The organism is Floridaenema flaviceps BLCC-F50, from assembly GCF_041929275.2.
GTDB lineage: Bacteria > Cyanobacteriota > Cyanobacteriia > Cyanobacteriales > Aerosakkonemataceae > Floridanema > Floridanema flaviceps.
In genome coordinates, this window is record NZ_JBHFNR020000001.1 from 1,297,889 (window position 1) to 1,313,177 (window position 15,289).

Below are 15,289 nucleotides of genomic sequence, written 5' to 3' on the forward strand. Positions count from 1 at the left end.
AGCATTTGCTGCATTGAGACATCTATGTAGTGCCAAACAGAAACACTGACTTATTTAGAATTCCCAACTAACCAGCCATAACACCACAGTTTTTATAAATTCTTGCCATATATCTGAGCAAGTTATCTTATCAAACGCTTATAGGTGGCATAGCGACGGTTACATACATAGTATAAGTTTATACCAAATTATGCGATCGTGCTTACAGAAAAGGTATGTTGTTGCGCTTGGGCGCTAAAGAAAGGCGAGTCGAGCGCAACAACGTACCTTTTTATTAACTAAAGCCCAATCTTCACTATCATTATCACGAGTTTTATAAACCATTCCTTGAGCATGAATTTGACGAGTGATTTCAAAAAGTTTTTCTTCATCCATTTGCCATTGTTGCAAAACTTTTTCTAAGTCGTCTTGAATATCTTTCGCACCGGGAAAACCGCGATAGCGAATTTTTAGACGGGCTAATTCTGCCATATCGTAAGCCGTTGGCTCATTTTGTATTTGTAATAGTTTATCTACTATTTCGCGATCGCCCTTATACAAAGGATGTTGTTGTTCTTGGTTTTTCATCACTCATTACCCAATTTTTGGGCCAAAAGTTGCTCAAAAACTTGATACATATCTTGGGCAAACTTTTGTGGATTCCACAAAGGAGAGAGAGTTTCTGGTTGTTTAGATTGTACCAACTTTTCTTTAATCGATCGCCGAAATTCTTGGTCTTTCCCTAACTTAATTCCCGTTTCAATATACTCCTCCCAACTATTAGTAATACATTCGTCCAGAGAGAGAGTTTTTAAGAAAGAGTAACCCATTCTCGAAAGATAAGTTTCGCCGCTTTTGGTAACTACTGGTAGATTAAACCACAAAGCTTCTAAGTTGTGAGTTCCGCCATTGTAAGGATAAGAATCAAGCATAATATCTGCTACTTGATACACTTGGCGATGTTGTTCTTCGCTGGCGCTACGGGAAATAAATTTAATGCGTTGAGCACCTACTCCCTGTGCTTGACATTCTGCTTTATAAGCGGCTTCAATGATTTTGAGATCGCCCGTGTGACCTTTGTAGAATAAAACGCTATCAGGTACTCCTTTGAGAATTTTTACTTGTGCTTGAATCTGTTCTTCGTTCAATTTGTAACCAGGTGCAACGCACAAATAAACGATTTGATCTTCAGCGATTCTTTGGGCTCTTCTTGCAGCTTTCTTATCAACTGGCGCGGATTTAAAACCACCAACAGCAACGAAAGAATCTGGCATCCTTACTAACTGTTCGCGGTTATATTTTTCTCTACCTTCCGGGTGAGTATTCCAGTCACAAAGGAAGTAATTACTTTCCTTGGTAAATGGCGCTTCAAAACCTAACCAAGACAGACAAACTGATGCAGGTTGATGATAGATAACTTCCACTTGGGTGGGAATTGTGGAAGAATCTAATTCAATCAAGATATCTAATTCATCTTGGGCGATATCTTGGACAATTTGGTTAATATCAAATTCGCCGTTTTCGGTAGCTTTGGGGCGATAAAACTTCGCGGCGGCGCTTTCAAAAATTTTGGTGCGATCGTCCGGTTGGCGATCGCCCATAAAATACAAATATAAATTAGGCGTTAATTTCCCTAACTCCGTGATAATATCCGCACTACACCAACCAACAGAATGTCTAGCAAAATAGGAAGACATTACCCCAATTTTTAAATTGCTTGTTGGTAGTTGTTTCTTCTCAGGTTGGCTGATTTTAATTTTTTTGGTGGCAATAATTTGCTCGGCATATTTTTTCCCAACTTCCTGATAAAGTTGAGTGTTTGCTGCTAAATCATCCCGTAAATAGTGGAGATTGAACAGTACATGAGAGTAAACGATGCTTAACTCTGTGTTATTAATTTTTTCCAGTTGATTGTAAATTTCTGGTTCAATTTCCAGAAACTTTTCTTTAGCTAATTGGGCTAATCCTGATTTGATATGAGTACCAATATAGGTAGATGCAGCAATTAAGCGATTTTTATCTTTACTTCTCTCTAAATATATCGCTGATGCTTGTCTTAAAGCGCCAAAATCCGAAGCCCTGACTGGCGAGGTAATTAATTGTGCTAAATAAAGATGGGCAAGTTCCAGATCTGGATTGACTTCTAATGCCTTTAAAAGGCTGTTAATTGCTATGTTAAATAATTCCCCACTAATTTCACCATCCTTTCTAGTTTTGCGATATACGATCGCTCCCAGATTGCTGTAAGCTTCACCTAAATCCGGGTCTAATTCAACCGCCTTTTGTAATTCCTTAATTGCTTCATTACACTTATCTTTCTGCCCTAAAGCTGTCCCTAAATTAAAATGATATTCAGCCGAATCAGGTTTTAGTTTTACTGCTTTCTCGTAATTAGATATTCCTGCATCTATCTGTTTTTCGTCTATTAAAACACTGCCTAAATTGTTATATGCTTCTGGATCGTCTGGTTTTAAAGCAATAGCTTTTTGTAACTCCTCTTTTGCCGCATCTAATTTCCCCAGTTTTCGCAAAGAGACTCCTAAATTGAGATGCGCCAAATGGTAATTTGGTTGTAATTCAATAGCTTTATGATAATAATTAATCGCTGACTCAAAATCACCTAATTTGCCGATCGCAGTTCCCAAATCATTTAAAGTTTCCGCATTTACCAATTTAGGTTCTATTAAAAACGCTTGCTTCCGATACTCAACCACCTTTTCCAAATTGTCTAATTGCAAATAAACATTAGCCAAATTCCAATAAGCTGCCCCGATATTTGGGTTAATGGCAATTGCCTTTTCTAAACTGACAACTGCTTCCTCATTGCGCCCAAGTTTAGAAAGTATACTACCTTGATTAATATAAGCTTCCGCATATTCAGGATTTAATTCTAACGCTTTAGCGTAAGCATCCAACGCCGCTTCTAGGTTGCCCTGAGTTTGGAAAACATTACCTAAAATCTTGTGATTTGGGGCGAAATCTGGTTGCAGTTGGATTGCTTTGTTGCCAGATGCGATCGCCTCTCGTAACTTCCTTTGCCAAAAATAAATTTCAGCCAGCTGGTGATGTACCTCTGCATAGTCTGGTTGCAGTTGCAAAGCTTTTTGATAGCTGGCAATAGCTTCATCGAATCTTTTTTCTGTCTTCAGTTGATTGCCAGTATTGCAGAAATGTTCAGCTATTCGGGAGTTTAATTGCGATTGCATCTGGTGGAAATAGTGAGTAATGACTGAGGATGAGCGACTGGGAATTTAACTTTGTGGGATGAAACACTTAGAGAAATTCCCATTCCCTAGTAAAGTTAACACTAAACAGTCAATAGTCATTTGTCAATTGTCATGAGGATGTTTTTCCAGATGACTAATGACCGATGACCAAGGACTAATTACAGGAGTTTACCGCATGAGTGAGATGGACGCTACTAAAGTGATGAAACAAATGGTCGGCAAAGCAGCAGCCGATCGCGTAAAATCAGGTTCGATTGTCGGTTTGGGAACTGGCTCAACAGCCGCTTTCATGATTGAATATTTGGGAGAACGCCTGAAATCCGGCGAACTCACAGATATTGTTGGCATTACTACCTCGTTTCAGGGAGATGTGTTAGCCAGACAATACGGCATTCCCTTGACAACGCTGGATGCAGTTGACCATATTGATATTGCGATCGATGGTGCTGACGAAGTTGACCCGAATTTAAACTTAATTAAAGGCGGTGGTGCAGCCCATACCCGTGAGAAAATTGTTGATGCTTTAGCAGATCAATTTATCGTAGTTGTGGACAGTTCCAAGTTAGTAGATAAACTTGGTTCCACATTTTTGTTACCAGTAGAAGTGATTCCGATGGCATACTCGCCTGTGATGCGTGCGATCGAAAAACTAGGCGGTAAACCACAATTAAGAATGGGTGTAAAAAAAGCAGGTCCAGTAGTTACCGATCAAGGAAATTTTGTAGTTGATGTCAAATTTGACTCAATAGATAATCCGGCAGAATTAGAAAAAACCTTGAACAATATTCCTGGTGTTTTAGAAAATGGTTTGTTCGTTGGTGTCACTGATTTAGTATTAGTTGGTGAAGTAAAAGACGGACAACCATCAGTTCGAGAAATTAGCAAATAACATTCTCCCGTTAAGCTACGCTGTTTAGGCAAGCTGAGATCTTGCACCTGCGATTGCAAGCCTGCCCGGAAATCAATTTCCGGGCAAATATTAAAAACCCACCTATTCGGTATCATCAAGCGGATTGAGCTTTCAACTAACTAATTATTTGTAATTAATTTAGAGTACTTTACTTTAACCTGACTGCCACCTTGTCCAGAAACTCTTTTGATAAATTACCAGCCTCGTCAGTTTCAACTTCCAGAGAACTATCTTCATAGTAAAGGCGTTGTCGGCACTGATTCTTATGCCAAATCACAGGCATTCTACCCAGATAGGAAGCCCACATAGAGAAAGTAGATCCCGATGTAATCAATACATTTGAATTGGCTAATCCTAGCAGATCTCCAATACTGGAACCAAAATCGATTTTTGTGGTATTAGGTAATGCTAATAGCTCTGCCAGTTCATTAGGCTTGCCATCGGAGAAGACATAGACTGGAACCTCACGTTCCACAAACGATCGGATTTGATTTACTTGTTGAATGTACCAAGTGAGCGGAATCCGGCAATGCCAAGCACCGTTTAAAGCATTGTCATCGCTGGTGGGTTGAGTAAAGTCACCCAATCTCACATGAATAGAAATTGATCCTTTAAAGTTGTGAGTTAGACCTTTTTTATGTTGTTCCAGAGTCATGTCTAATAATTCTTTAAAAACTAATTTATGGTCTGTCAAAATTTCTGAAAAAAAGGCTTCTTCATAGGCACCTGTAAACACAACTAGATAATCATTTTTATCATTGGTATGGGTCTTATCGTAAAATTCTTGCGATGTAATTCTTTTCAATGTGTTCAATAAGTACAATTTTTTGATGCCGGAGATCTGGTCTTGGGGAGTGCAAAACAGGTTGCTGTAAAATCGCTTATCTACTTCCCCACGCAAAAGAGGCCCTAATTTGAGTTGAATCCACGTAGGAGAAATAGGTATTAAGTCATACTTTCGAGTGGCGACAATAAATCTAGCCCAATCAAACAACAAATTACAAAGACCAAATCCTCCAAATAACCGAAAATATCCTAAATCTTTGCCCAGAAATTTGGCGTAAGAGTAGTACATATAAGCTATCTAGTAATGTTGAAGCAAGAATCTCCCGCCACAGCGTAGCGCAGTGCGGTGAGAGTGTCAAATAGAAAACGAAGATTTGACGGTGGGTAGCCCAAGATATCGGCTAAACCCGTCCGTTCAATTTGTATCAACCTTGGGGTTAGATGGTATAAGATGGCACTGCACCTGACCCAGCCGCAATATCAGTTTCCTAGATTAGCGGAATGGTGCGTTACGTTATCACGCTTCGCACCCGAAGGATAGGGGAATGGTGCGTTACGTTATCACGCTTTACACCCGAAGGTTAGAGGCTTTTGGTGAGTCCTGGTCAGCAAACGCTTTGAGCTCAACCGCGTCGTGACTACAAAAAACGCGCACGCCATTGGTCCGATCGCATGATAACCCCCGTAGCCGCTGTTGATTGAACAACCGAGCCTTACGATCTACCTCCATCATCCATTGATAAGCACGCAAACCAGGTGTACAATCTGGTTCAGAATCCATTTCTTGTCGATAAAAGTAGGCATCCCCTGCGTGTAGAAGCCACCCATCCTTTGTGTCGATCGCAATCCCAGCATGACCTCTAGTATGTCCAGCAAGAGGGATGAGCAGAATCTCCGGCGGTAGTCCCTCAAGGTCACGGACTGCCTCAAAGCCAAACCAAGGTTCACCCCCCGGCGAATAAAACTTCCAGCGCTTCACTTCATCCCATTGTTGCGGACGATAACGCCCTTTGGTAATAAAGCCATGTCGGTCTTTAGCCGCTTCCATCTCACTGTGCATTATATGTACAGTTGCCTCTGGGAAATCCTCCAGACCTCCAGCATGATCGAAATCGAGGTGAGTCAGCACGATATGACGCACATCTCGCGGTGAAAAACCCAGCTGCTCAATTTGCGCGATCGCCGTATACTTATGCTCAAACTGGATATTATTGAAATGAATGAAAAATGGGCTGAGTCGGGAATAAGGCGACTTGACATCTTGCAGTCCAAAACCCGTATCAATCAGAACTAATCCCCGGTCTGTCTCAATGAGCAAACAGTGACAGACCAAATGTGCGTTTAGACCGCGACTGAACCCATCAAACAGCGATCCGCCAATCGGACACATACAGCCGCAATTAAGATGATGAATGTGCATAAATCCTCGGTTATTAAGAGAAGGCAGAAGGCTCCAAGGCAGAAGGCTCCAAGGCAGAGGGCAGAAGGTAATAACCCAAGTTGCAGTTACAAATACTAAGGCTTTTGATCCCCCCTAACCCCCCTTAATAAGGGGGGAACCGGATTCAAAGTCCCCCTTATTAAGGGGGATTTAGGGGGATCTCAAAAGGTTAAGCTTATAACTAGCAACTTGCGTTAATAGAACAATTTGTTCCCTGTTCTCTTCCCTCGCCGCAAGAATTTCATATTATTTGTGAGCAGAACCCGGTTCAGTCAGTTGGCGGTGCTGTTCAGCATTGGCGGTATCAGGTAACACCTTGCTGACATTGCCCTGAATTTTTGTTTTCAGCGAACCTGCAATCACCGCATCCTTACCTGCCATCAATGCCTCAAAACCTTGTTTAGCGACCTGTGCTGGGTCATCTTTTTCGTTTGCACCTACCCTGGTGTCATCCATCCCCGCACGGTGGAAAAAGTTGGTATCAGTTGGCCCTGGCATCAGTGAAGTAACGGTTACACCTGTATCTTTTAACTCGTTACGTAGTGCCTCAGAAAAGGAGTGGATGAAAGCTTTGGAAGCTGCGTAGACTGCTTCAAAAGGCCCAGGCATGAGGGCGGCAATGGAGGAGGTGAAGAGAATGCGACCTCGATCGCGATCGACCATATCTTTAACTACCCGTTTGGCAAGATGCACAGCGGACACGACGTTCAGGTTAATTAAATTCAACTCGTCTTTGAGGTCTGTTTCACGGGCAAAGTCGCCGCCTACGCCAACACCTGCATTAATAGCGATCGCATCGACTGGTCTACCTGTAGCTTGAATCTGCTTGTAGAGTTTCTCAACTCCATCATAAGTAGCTAAATCGGCTTCTACTGTTTCAACTTTAGTACCCAATTCTGCCAAAGCGTGCGCTGCTTTATTGATACTATCTCCGGTAGATGTGATCAGCAAATCAAAGCCATTTCGGGCAAACTGTTTAGCAAGTTCGTAGCCGATACCGTTAGAAGCACCTGTAACCACAGCCAGAGGGCGAGTGAACGAATTGTTCATAATTAATCTTGGGGAGTTTCGACTCTTACAATGTTAGGGAGGGGTTTGTGCGATCGCGTCATTCCGCAGATGTATCGCTGTGGTGTGTTTTGTGGTTTACCTGTTGCTTGCATCATGGTTGAATTGCAATTTGATCTAGCAAATTAACTGCTAATCTCGACAATACTCTCGCCTTCTTGCAATAATCTTAAAGCATTAGGAAAAGTTGGGATTAAAATTTGGCGAAGATTTCTATTTGTGACGTTACCACAAGTTACCCAGAGAATTTGCGGTGGAATTCCCAGGCGAGTTACGAGATCAACAAAATCGCTATCTTTAGTCATAATCACAGCATTAGCAGTACGGGCAGCTGCAAAGATTTCTGTATCTTGGGAATCTCGTAAGCCTAAATCTTTGATAGCAATAGCATTTACTCCAAAGGTAGCAGATAACCAAGCTGCTATACTCGGTGGAAGTTGGGCATCAATCCAAATATTCATGCTGTGATTCTAGGAAATTCGGTACGGCGTGCTGCAAACAACAAACAAGCTTGAATATCTTCAGCTTCTAAATCAGGAAAATCTGCTAAAATTTCCTCTTTGCTGACATTATCAGCCAACATTTCTAAAATATCACTAACGCGAATTCGCATTCCTCGAATACAAGGTCTACCCCCACATTGCCCAGGATTTTGCGTGATGCGATTAAGTAAAGGAGAAAGTTGATTCATAGTTAAATTGCAATTTGCTACTACTTCTGAAAAATTTAACTTAATTGAAACGCCTGATTCATAACTGCATTTAATTGCTGCATTTGCTGATTTCCCAACTTACCTAAACGTCTAAGAAGTAATCGAATCTTAGATTGGTTCTCCATCTTCTAAAGTGTAAATATCCGGTTCATCGTTGAGAAAATCAAAGCAACCGCCGCTTTTGGCAAGTTGGATTAATTCAGAATTGGCAGGGTAAGGAATATTTGCAAATAGTTTTTCTTCTAGCAAAGTTCGCTCTTCTTGAGAGAGAGACATGATAACTTGAAATACGGATTCAACTAATTGGGTGTTCATTGCTTATTGTCTTATAACTAATTTTTGATTTCTTCTTTATTATACGAAGTTAATGGCAATCCTTCTAGCCCGCCTGCGATTCAAATCGCTTTTCTTATAGCTAAAGTCCGTTAAAACGTACTGAAATTTTTGTTGTGGTTTTTAGTCGGTTTTAACCGAGTTTCGCTATTAACCCGGAAATTGATTTCCGGGCGGGTATGGGCAATTCCTCGTAAGGGAGAACAACAAATTCTTTCTTGCCGTTTTTAGTTAAATATTCTGGGTGTAATTCGATCGTCATTCTATTCATCCTCCATCCTCTGAAACTGATATAATATTAGAAAATACTTCTGGTAGCATGGCGGGGATACTTCCTAATCGGAAATCTTTAATATTGCGAGTAACGATATACTCTACTCCTACACCCGCCGCCGCCCCATAAGTGACCCCATCTTCAAAATCCTTAAAGCCACTGGAAAAAGCCGATCGAATTACTGCGTCTGTTACACTAGCAGTTACTATTTTGGACATCAAATTCATCAGCACTTCTCGACTTTTCTCGTTTCCCAAATGTCTTCTCAGTAAATAGAAGATATTCGTAATACTATGTCCGGCAATATATCCTTCTACTTTACCTTGTCCAACGGCATCAAGTGCTAAAGCGGAAGCTGCGAAAAAAGGCTGTCTTTCTAATAAAACATCAAGCACGACATCGCTATCAAATAACACTCGTTTCACTGATATTTTTCCTCTAGATAGTCGATATACTCTTCGCGTAAAGCTTCATCATTTGGGATTTCTCCAGTTGATTTAATCACTCCCACTAAGCTTTGAGTCCATGTAGTCAATTGCAAAGGTCGATCTGGTTCTGGTAGATGTTCAAAAAATTCTGCTACCGCTTCAGAAAGGGAAACATTACGCGATTTTGCCCAGTTTTTTGCTTTAGCAATTAAGGTTTCATCTAGGCGTAAGGTGAGTTTTGTTTGCATAGAATAATATTTGACGTATAGCATTTATATTATAGTACGTCATAAGTAGATTGTTGTCTAGGTTCTTAGTCGTTGTAACCTGTTTCTTGGAGAATTTCATCTAAAGTGCCTATATCGGCGGCAGTTACTAAAAAAAGGTGGACTGCTTCATCTAAAGCAATTCTAGCTGCTTCTGGTGTTGGGCCTGAACTCATTACATCTAGCGGCATCGCGTGGGCAACAAATTGCGATCCTTCTTTCCAAATTTGAACGGTGTAATCGATGTGCATTATTGTTAACTTCTATATGAAATATTTTTATATACGTGCTTATCTATATTGACAATAATAGCCCATTAATCTTACTTGTGTTAGAATGTGCAAGTAAAATTCCTAGTAGATTTATACTTATGGAAACTATAAACATTAAAGAAGAAGCCCGCCGTTTGATTGACAAATTACCAGAAAATTGCACTTGGGATGACTTGATTTATGCAATTTATATTAGGCAAGGTGTAGAAACTGGACTTGCTGATGTTAAAGCTGGTAGAATAAGAACGGTGGAGGAAGTGCGAAAAAGACTTGGATTATCAACGTGAATATTTATTGGACAGATAACGCAATAAAAGACCTTAACTCTCAAATCCTAATTGCTTCTTTACCTCGGCTAACGATATTGAAGGTTGATCTGCTTCTTCCTGCTTGGCATTTCGCAAATCAATCAAATCTTCTAAATCTTCTAATAGTTCTTGCAATGCTTGAAATTCCTCGTAAGGGAGGACAACAAATTCTTTCTTGCCGTTTTTGGTTAAATACTCAGGGTGTAATTCAATCATCATTATCTTCCTCTGGTTATGAATAAGCGTCGCTGCGATGTTTAATGCGGTAAACTAAAATTATGTTGTCTTCTATTTCAAATAATACTCGGTAATCTCCCACTCGCAAACGATATTCAGGAGTAAAATTGGTTAATCGCTTTACATCGCCTGCTAGGTCGTTTTTTAATGCTTCGATTTTAGCTAAAATTCGGCTGCTATTCTCAGCACTAAGAGATTTTAAATCTTTGATGGCGCGTGGTTTGAAATCTACTTGGTATTCCACTTGTGCTCACTGATAATGTAACTAAAGTAGCAGATATATCATAAGCAAAATTCTAGAGGAAAAAGAGATATTTCAACCACCAGCGATTCAAATCGCTTTTCTTATAGCTAAAGTCCGTTAAAACGGATTGAAATTTTTGTTGTGGTTTTTAGTCGGTTTTAACCGAGTTTCGCTATTAGCCCGGAAATTGATTTCCGGGCGGGATGCTAAACAGATGTTTGCTCAACGTCTTCAAATACATCGCCTAGCCACCAGTTTTTTACACATAGATATGACGGGCGGGCGGCTACCTTAAAACATCGATTTACCATCGGACATTGTGGTATTTCTGCAATATAGAAGTTGAAGCATGATTAAAAGCGGGTGGGCGGTATATAGCAAAAAAATTTTAAATTTTTCTTCAGGTTGTGTTAGAAACGGAAAGCAAATGGGAATTCTAAGAAATAGATAAATGCCCTGACTTTATTTAAGTCAATGGCACACAAACCTATAACTTTTACTAATTCATGTCAGAAGATACTCAACGTAACTCCGCTGTCAATGCCGCATCTACAACCAATATTCACCACGCCCAATTAAATGATTTATCTTTAAGTGGGTTAAACCGACTAAAAAACGGTGGAGTTCGTTCCGGTGAAGTTCCCAGAACTATGGTTCAAGCTGAAGAAATGTTGGGAAAAATTCCCCCTTCTCAACGCGCAGGAGTTGACGGCAAATCTGCTGGTGCTAATGCCGAAAACTACTTATCTGACAAGCACGCCAGCCATATTAAACCACATAGTAAAGGCGGTTCAAACGACCCAAAAAATATCAAATGGGAGAACGGGAAAGATAACATTGCTCGTGGCAATAAACCCATGACAAAGCAAGAGCAAATAAAGCTCAATGCTCAGTGGCAAATTGATAATCTCACGGGTGCAGTTAAAGCAGGTATCAAAGCGGCACCTTTGGGCGCTGCTATTGGTGCGGCAACAGCAGCACCTTTTTCGATGTTAACTAATGCTTTGCGGGTAGTCAGGGGAGAAATTTCTGCATCTCAAGCAGCTGTAGAAACAGTCAAAGATACAGTGGTTGGTGGTGCAGTGGGAGGGGTAACGGCATTTACTGCTACTACATTAGCAGCTGCTTGTCCACCAATTGCGATCGCCCTAACAGCCGCCTCCCCAGTATTACTAACTGTTGGTGCTGTGGGTATGGTTTACGAATTCTTCCAAATTCTCGATAATCACAAGCAAGAAGTTAGAGCTTTTTACAAATCTTTGACTGAGCAACAGTTAGAACGTTTGCAAGAAATTGAGAACGAACTGATTTATGAACACAATAAAAACTTAGAGTTTTTAGCAGAGGCGAAAGCAGTCAACGACGAAATTAAAAATCGACCTGTTGAGCGGGGAATAGAAGGAGCAATTAACCGCTACATGGAATCTGTCGCTATTGCTAAATCATTGGGGTTAACTTCAGAGGATAGCAAGTTAATTCCTGATGCTAAAAACCGCTCTTTCCTCCCAAATAATCAGTGATTAACCTACAAATTTATGGTTTTTATACTTCCGTTTGTTTTTAGTGCTATTGGTTTAGCAGTCGGTGCAGTTGCAGGTGCTTTTACTGCTCATGCTGTAGGTGAAAAAGATAGACAAGCTGCCAAACATCACAGAACAGTTGCCAACAAATTAGTTGTGGACTATGCAGCTTTAGAAAAGCAATACAACGAACTTGCTGATAGAAGTAAACAGCAAATTCTTGAATTAACTCGTCAGCACGCCTTGGATGAAGTCGAGAAAGATTGTTTACGTTTAGCAGTGAGATTGCAGCAAAATCTCATGTCTCTAATGTTGGATATTGATAGAGAGCCAACAGAAGATGTTTTAAAGAAATTTATGCAAGCAGTTGAGCTAACTAACAATGTTCTCCTTCCACTCAAGGAAGAGTTAATTTTTGTTCCCGGTGATTATTACGCCAGAAATCTCATAACAGCTGAACGCATAAAGATTCTGAATCAAGAAAATCTGGAGGCTGACTGGAATTGGTCTAACTTACCAGATGAAGAAATAGCTTTTGCAGCAACAAACTTAAGTCAAACTACAAACTTTGAGGAAATTTCAATGAATTACCACTATCAACGTATGTCTTCTGAAGAATTCCAAGAAATCCATCACAAAATTCACAATACTGGAAATCTTCTGTTAAAGTACTTGCAAGAACTTCGTACTGGAAGACTCAAAGAAGGAGATGATACTAAGGGATTACAGAGTGTTGAGGATGATATTAATAAAGCTCTTGAAGCGCTGAAAGCACAAAAATATCAGGTAGCTGTAATTGCTGCCATGAAAGCTGGTAAGAGTACATTTCTTAACTCTCTAATTGGCGCAGATGTTTTAGCAAGTGAATCAGAAGCTTGCACAGTTTGCCGTACAGATATTCGACCAATTGATGCTGGACAAACACCCAGACTTTTAGAATTTCGAGAAGGGGAACGGCAGCCTGTAGTTATAGCAGAAGGTGAAGCTGGGGAAATTCGGCATAAATTCTTAGAGCGTACCCATGAGATTCGGGCTACCAACAATCAAGATAATACTACACGCTTTGAGTTAGAACATCCCATTGAAGCCATTAGTGAACTAACTTCTTTAGCTGGCTTTACATTAGTAGATACTCCAGGGCCTAACGAATGGGAAACAGCCAATTTCAATACGGTTACTTTAAAGCAAACTGCCTTAGAAGTAATCCGAACTTGTGATGCAATTCTGTTTATTTTGGATTACACTTCATTCAAAGACAACACTAATGCAGAGTTGCTTAAAGAGTTAATTGAACAGCGCAGTGAATTTTTAGCGAATAGTAAAGCAAAAATCTATTTTATCCTTAACAAGGTAGATAGAAAGTCAGAGAAAGATCGTCCCATTGTAGATGTAATTGAAGATTTGCGACAAGCTTTGATTGGGTTTGGCATTCCAGAACCAATTATTTATCCTGTGAGTGCATGGCAAGGATTGTTAGCCAAACTTATACAAAATAAAGTCGCTACTAAAGAGAATAAAGCCGACTTTAAAAATTTCTTCCTTGCTCGATACATCGAAGAAGATGAAGACGGAGAAGTTTTCGTCCCTAAATTAGCTGACATTACACCAAAAGCTTTCTTAGATAGCGGCATAAAAACAGTAGAAACATCTGTCATTCAAAAAGTTGTTCAAAATTCTGGATGGAACTTATTAAGTGATGTTTTAGCTGAACTAAGTAAAGCGGCTCAAGCCATTGAAGAAACCTTGGTTACAGAAATCAAAGGATGGAAAATGGGACTTGGGGAACTTCAAGAGAAAGTAGATGAGTATAAACGACGTTCTGATTCAGCCAGAAGGAGTGTCGAAATTGTAAAAAAGTCTGTTGAAGCACAAAAGCAAATATTAATTGGCGAGTTTAGTCAAGGATTTAAAAATTTTGCAGAAAAGGCTAAAACTCGCGTTGCGTCAGAAATAGAGAGAGTAGCACAAGACCAATCAAAAAAGGCTTCATCTAGCGATAAAGACCAAAATCTTCTCTCTTATCTTTGGAAGAAATTTGGCTCTTTCTCTAGCTCAGATCCTTATAAAATCAGGTGTAAAGATAAAAATGATGCCTTACGTCTTGGCAAGCTAATCAATGAGTACTGCACACCCGTAATTCATAGTTTTTGGTTAGACACTGAAGATAAATTGGTGAGGGAAGGAACAAAAATTCGTGAAGAATTAGTTGAAAAAATCAAAAAGGAAATTCAAGCGATTTCTGATGAGCTTTCTGAGTTTCTTGGTGAAGCTTTGGAAGTAGAAATAAATAGTAATCCTATTCATTTTCCAAAGTTTGAGTTTTCCGGTATTGACGCTCAAGTTCAACATCAACAACAAGTATTTGCTCGAACTCGCAAGGAAACCCGAACAAAATCTCGCAAATGTAAGTCTGATAAAGTTTATGAGGTAGAAGTTCCTTATCAGGAAACCATTTCCTACTATGAAGTTGATTTGCGGCTAACTTTAAAGGAAATGCACCGAAAGATAGACGAACAAGTGAAGGGAAATTTAGTGTTGTTGCAACGAGTAATTGAAAAACAAGTTTCGGAGGATTTTCTGAAAGGCAAAAAGAAAATCGACGACTACATTAACAGGTTTCAATATGAGTTCGATCAGTTATTGAAACAACGGGCTACCAGGGAAGTTGAAGCGCCTGAAATTGTTGCTAAATTGGAAATTCAAAAAGCCGAAACTATTGAATATCTAATTGAGTTAACTTCTATTCGGGAGTTATTGGATAGTAGAAAACCAATGACAAGATAATTCACATCTTGATATTAGTTAGTTACCCAACTCTGAGCCAGCTTTTTCTGTGAAATGAAAGGGGACAGAGTTGGGTTTTTTCTATCCTTAAAAGGAGGGGGAGAAGTGCGATCGCAACCTCTCCACTTCCCCACTAAAATCTACATCTATATCTGCGTTTATCTGCGTTTATCTGCTTTCATCTGCGTTCTAAAAAAGCTAAAAATTGACATTAGCGCTGAAGCGCAACAACGTACATTTTTAGGTGTTATATTTTCGCTAACCGATTCAAGGTAATCAAACTATGAAATTAGAGTTAGCAAAAAATACTGAGGTTGGGTTACTATCAGTGTTTTTTTCTAGGTAAAATTCCGTAATTTGATAAATTTAATTCTAAATAAAATAGATCGATCGCACTCTTACCAAACACAACAAAAAGAATAATTCTTAACATTTTGAAAATCCGAAATTGCTGCTGCCACTGTGAAGTAATAAGAGTCAGGTGTGTCTACCTGTAATAA

General features: G+C 39.8%; 19 protein-coding genes. 5 read left to right on the top strand and 14 right to left on the bottom strand.

Annotated features, from left to right (window positions below; genetic code table 11):
* Positions 1 to 234: 234 nt before the first annotated feature.
* Both ACE1CI_RS06215 and ACE1CI_RS06220 read right to left on the bottom strand, forming a co-directional pair.
* Entirely contained in the window at positions 235 to 567 is a 333-nt protein-coding gene (locus tag ACE1CI_RS06215) for a DUF3288 family protein (RefSeq protein ID WP_496615275.1), read from the bottom strand.
* Entirely contained in the window at positions 567 to 3,185 is a 2,619-nt protein-coding gene (locus ACE1CI_RS06220) for a tetratricopeptide repeat protein (protein WP_413263745.1), read from the bottom strand. The genes ACE1CI_RS06215 and ACE1CI_RS06220 overlap by 1 nt, the downstream gene beginning before the upstream one ends.
* Before the next feature lie 196 nt (positions 3,186 to 3,381).
* Here ACE1CI_RS06220 and rpiA point away from each other — a divergent pair, with 196 nt between their 5' ends.
* The gene (rpiA, locus tag ACE1CI_RS06225; protein WP_413263795.1) at positions 3,382 to 4,095 is read left to right on the top strand and encodes a ribose-5-phosphate isomerase RpiA; all 714 of its coding nucleotides are present in this window, start codon (positions 3,382 to 3,384) and stop codon (positions 4,093 to 4,095) included.
* Between the two features lie 169 nt (positions 4,096 to 4,264).
* Here the strand turns inward: rpiA and ACE1CI_RS06230 are convergent, their stop codons facing one another.
* The 10 genes from ACE1CI_RS06230 to ACE1CI_RS06275 all read right to left on the bottom strand — a co-directional run bounded on the left by ACE1CI_RS06230 (position 4,265) and on the right by ACE1CI_RS06275 (position 9,675).
* Positions 4,265 to 5,191: an alpha-1,2-fucosyltransferase gene (locus tag ACE1CI_RS06230; protein WP_413263746.1), complete on the bottom strand. Its 927-nt coding sequence runs from the start codon at positions 5,189 to 5,191 to the stop codon at positions 4,265 to 4,267.
* Positions 5,192 to 5,470: 279 nt separating this feature from the next.
* Entirely contained in the window at positions 5,471 to 6,322 is an 852-nt protein-coding gene (locus ACE1CI_RS06235; protein ID WP_413263747.1) for an MBL fold metallo-hydrolase, read from the bottom strand.
* 267 nt (positions 6,323 to 6,589) lie between these two features.
* Positions 6,590 to 7,393, bottom strand: a complete 804-nt coding sequence (locus ACE1CI_RS06240; protein WP_413263748.1) for an SDR family NAD(P)-dependent oxidoreductase — start codon at positions 7,391 to 7,393, stop codon at positions 6,590 to 6,592.
* A gap of 143 nt (positions 7,394 to 7,536) precedes the next feature.
* Positions 7,537 to 7,872 (bottom strand): DUF5615 family PIN-like protein, encoded by a 336-nt coding sequence (locus ACE1CI_RS06245; protein WP_413263749.1) that lies wholly within the window; start codon positions 7,870 to 7,872, stop codon positions 7,537 to 7,539.
* The gene (locus ACE1CI_RS06250) at positions 7,869 to 8,102 is read right to left on the bottom strand and encodes a DUF433 domain-containing protein (RefSeq protein ID WP_413263750.1); all 234 of its coding nucleotides are present in this window, start codon (positions 8,100 to 8,102) and stop codon (positions 7,869 to 7,871) included. The genes ACE1CI_RS06245 and ACE1CI_RS06250 overlap by 4 nt, the downstream gene beginning before the upstream one ends.
* Before the next feature lie 129 nt (positions 8,103 to 8,231).
* Positions 8,232 to 8,438: a hypothetical protein gene (locus ACE1CI_RS06255; RefSeq protein ID WP_413263751.1), complete on the bottom strand. Its 207-nt coding sequence runs from the start codon at positions 8,436 to 8,438 to the stop codon at positions 8,232 to 8,234.
* Positions 8,439 to 8,589: 151 nt separating this feature from the next.
* On the bottom strand, positions 8,590 to 8,718 hold the full coding sequence (locus ACE1CI_RS06260; RefSeq protein ID WP_413263752.1) for a hypothetical protein: 129 nt from the start codon (positions 8,716 to 8,718) through the stop codon (positions 8,590 to 8,592).
* A 5-nt stretch (positions 8,719 to 8,723) separates the two neighbouring features.
* Positions 8,724 to 9,155, bottom strand: coding sequence for a PIN domain-containing protein (locus tag ACE1CI_RS06265; RefSeq protein WP_413263753.1), 432 nt, complete (start codon positions 9,153 to 9,155; stop codon positions 8,724 to 8,726).
* Positions 9,152 to 9,406: a DUF6364 family protein gene (locus tag ACE1CI_RS06270; protein WP_413263754.1), complete on the bottom strand. Its 255-nt coding sequence runs from the start codon at positions 9,404 to 9,406 to the stop codon at positions 9,152 to 9,154. The genes ACE1CI_RS06265 and ACE1CI_RS06270 overlap by 4 nt, the downstream gene beginning before the upstream one ends.
* Positions 9,407 to 9,471: 65 nt before the next feature.
* Positions 9,472 to 9,675: a hypothetical protein gene (locus tag ACE1CI_RS06275; RefSeq protein WP_413263755.1), complete on the bottom strand. Its 204-nt coding sequence runs from the start codon at positions 9,673 to 9,675 to the stop codon at positions 9,472 to 9,474.
* A gap of 119 nt (positions 9,676 to 9,794) precedes the next feature.
* Between ACE1CI_RS06275 and ACE1CI_RS06280 the strand changes: the two genes are divergently transcribed.
* Positions 9,795 to 9,983 (top strand): hypothetical protein, encoded by a 189-nt coding sequence (locus ACE1CI_RS06280; RefSeq protein WP_413263756.1) that lies wholly within the window; start codon positions 9,795 to 9,797, stop codon positions 9,981 to 9,983.
* A 33-nt stretch (positions 9,984 to 10,016) separates the two neighbouring features.
* Here ACE1CI_RS06280 and ACE1CI_RS06285 read toward each other — a convergent pair whose 3' ends face one another.
* Both ACE1CI_RS06285 and ACE1CI_RS06290 read right to left on the bottom strand, forming a co-directional pair.
* Positions 10,017 to 10,220, bottom strand: a complete 204-nt coding sequence (locus ACE1CI_RS06285) for a type II toxin-antitoxin system prevent-host-death family antitoxin (protein ID WP_459564036.1) — start codon at positions 10,218 to 10,220, stop codon at positions 10,017 to 10,019.
* Between the two features lie 16 nt (positions 10,221 to 10,236).
* Complete coding sequence (locus ACE1CI_RS06290; protein ID WP_413259166.1) at positions 10,237 to 10,485, bottom strand: type II toxin-antitoxin system RelE family toxin; 249 nt, start codon at positions 10,483 to 10,485, stop codon at positions 10,237 to 10,239.
* Positions 10,486 to 10,621: 136 nt separating this feature from the next.
* Here ACE1CI_RS06290 and ACE1CI_RS06295 point away from each other — a divergent pair, with 136 nt between their 5' ends.
* The 3 genes from ACE1CI_RS06295 to ACE1CI_RS06305 all read left to right on the top strand — a co-directional run bounded on the left by ACE1CI_RS06295 (position 10,622) and on the right by ACE1CI_RS06305 (position 14,789).
* Positions 10,622 to 10,780, top strand: coding sequence for a hypothetical protein (locus ACE1CI_RS06295; protein WP_413263758.1), 159 nt, complete (start codon positions 10,622 to 10,624; stop codon positions 10,778 to 10,780).
* Between the two features lie 211 nt (positions 10,781 to 10,991).
* Positions 10,992 to 12,005 (top strand): hypothetical protein, encoded by a 1,014-nt coding sequence (locus ACE1CI_RS06300; RefSeq protein WP_413263759.1) that lies wholly within the window; start codon positions 10,992 to 10,994, stop codon positions 12,003 to 12,005.
* Positions 12,006 to 12,020: 15 nt separating this feature from the next.
* Complete coding sequence (locus ACE1CI_RS06305; protein WP_413263760.1) at positions 12,021 to 14,789, top strand: dynamin family protein; 2,769 nt, start codon at positions 12,021 to 12,023, stop codon at positions 14,787 to 14,789.
* Positions 14,790 to 15,289 lie beyond the last annotated feature (500 nt).

Coding starts and splice junctions, on each gene's coding strand:
- rpiA (WP_413263795.1), top strand. CDS start 3,382: ATGAGTGAGATGGACGCTACTAAAGTGATGAAACAAATGGTCGGCAAA.
- ACE1CI_RS06280 (WP_413263756.1), top strand. CDS start 9,795: ATGGAAACTATAAACATTAAAGAAGAAGCCCGCCGTTTGATTGACAAA.
- ACE1CI_RS06245 (WP_413263749.1), bottom strand. CDS start 7,872: ATGAATATTTGGATTGATGCCCAACTTCCACCGAGTATAGCAGCTTGG.
- ACE1CI_RS06270 (WP_413263754.1), bottom strand. CDS start 9,406: ATGCAAACAAAACTCACCTTACGCCTAGATGAAACCTTAATTGCTAAA.
- ACE1CI_RS06260 (WP_413263752.1), bottom strand. CDS start 8,718: ATGACGATCGAATTACACCCAGAATATTTAACTAAAAACGGCAAGAAA.
- ACE1CI_RS06300 (WP_413263759.1), top strand. CDS start 10,992: ATGTCAGAAGATACTCAACGTAACTCCGCTGTCAATGCCGCATCTACA.
- ACE1CI_RS06285 (WP_459564036.1), bottom strand. CDS start 10,220: ATGATTGAATTACACCCTGAGTATTTAACCAAAAACGGCAAGAAAGAA.
- ACE1CI_RS06305 (WP_413263760.1), top strand. CDS start 12,021: ATGGTTTTTATACTTCCGTTTGTTTTTAGTGCTATTGGTTTAGCAGTC.
- ACE1CI_RS06255 (WP_413263751.1), bottom strand. CDS start 8,438: ATGAACACCCAATTAGTTGAATCCGTATTTCAAGTTATCATGTCTCTC.
- ACE1CI_RS06235 (WP_413263747.1), bottom strand. CDS start 6,322: ATGCACATTCATCATCTTAATTGCGGCTGTATGTGTCCGATTGGCGGA.
- ACE1CI_RS06215 (WP_496615275.1), bottom strand. CDS start 567: ATGAAAAACCAAGAACAACAACATCCTTTGTATAAGGGCGATCGCGAA.
- ACE1CI_RS06230 (WP_413263746.1), bottom strand. CDS start 5,191: ATGTACTACTCTTACGCCAAATTTCTGGGCAAAGATTTAGGATATTTT.
- ACE1CI_RS06275 (WP_413263755.1), bottom strand. CDS start 9,675: ATGCACATCGATTACACCGTTCAAATTTGGAAAGAAGGATCGCAATTT.
- ACE1CI_RS06220 (WP_413263745.1), bottom strand. CDS start 3,185: ATGCAATCGCAATTAAACTCCCGAATAGCTGAACATTTCTGCAATACT.
- ACE1CI_RS06250 (WP_413263750.1), bottom strand. CDS start 8,102: ATGAATCAACTTTCTCCTTTACTTAATCGCATCACGCAAAATCCTGGG.
- ACE1CI_RS06240 (WP_413263748.1), bottom strand. CDS start 7,393: ATGAACAATTCGTTCACTCGCCCTCTGGCTGTGGTTACAGGTGCTTCT.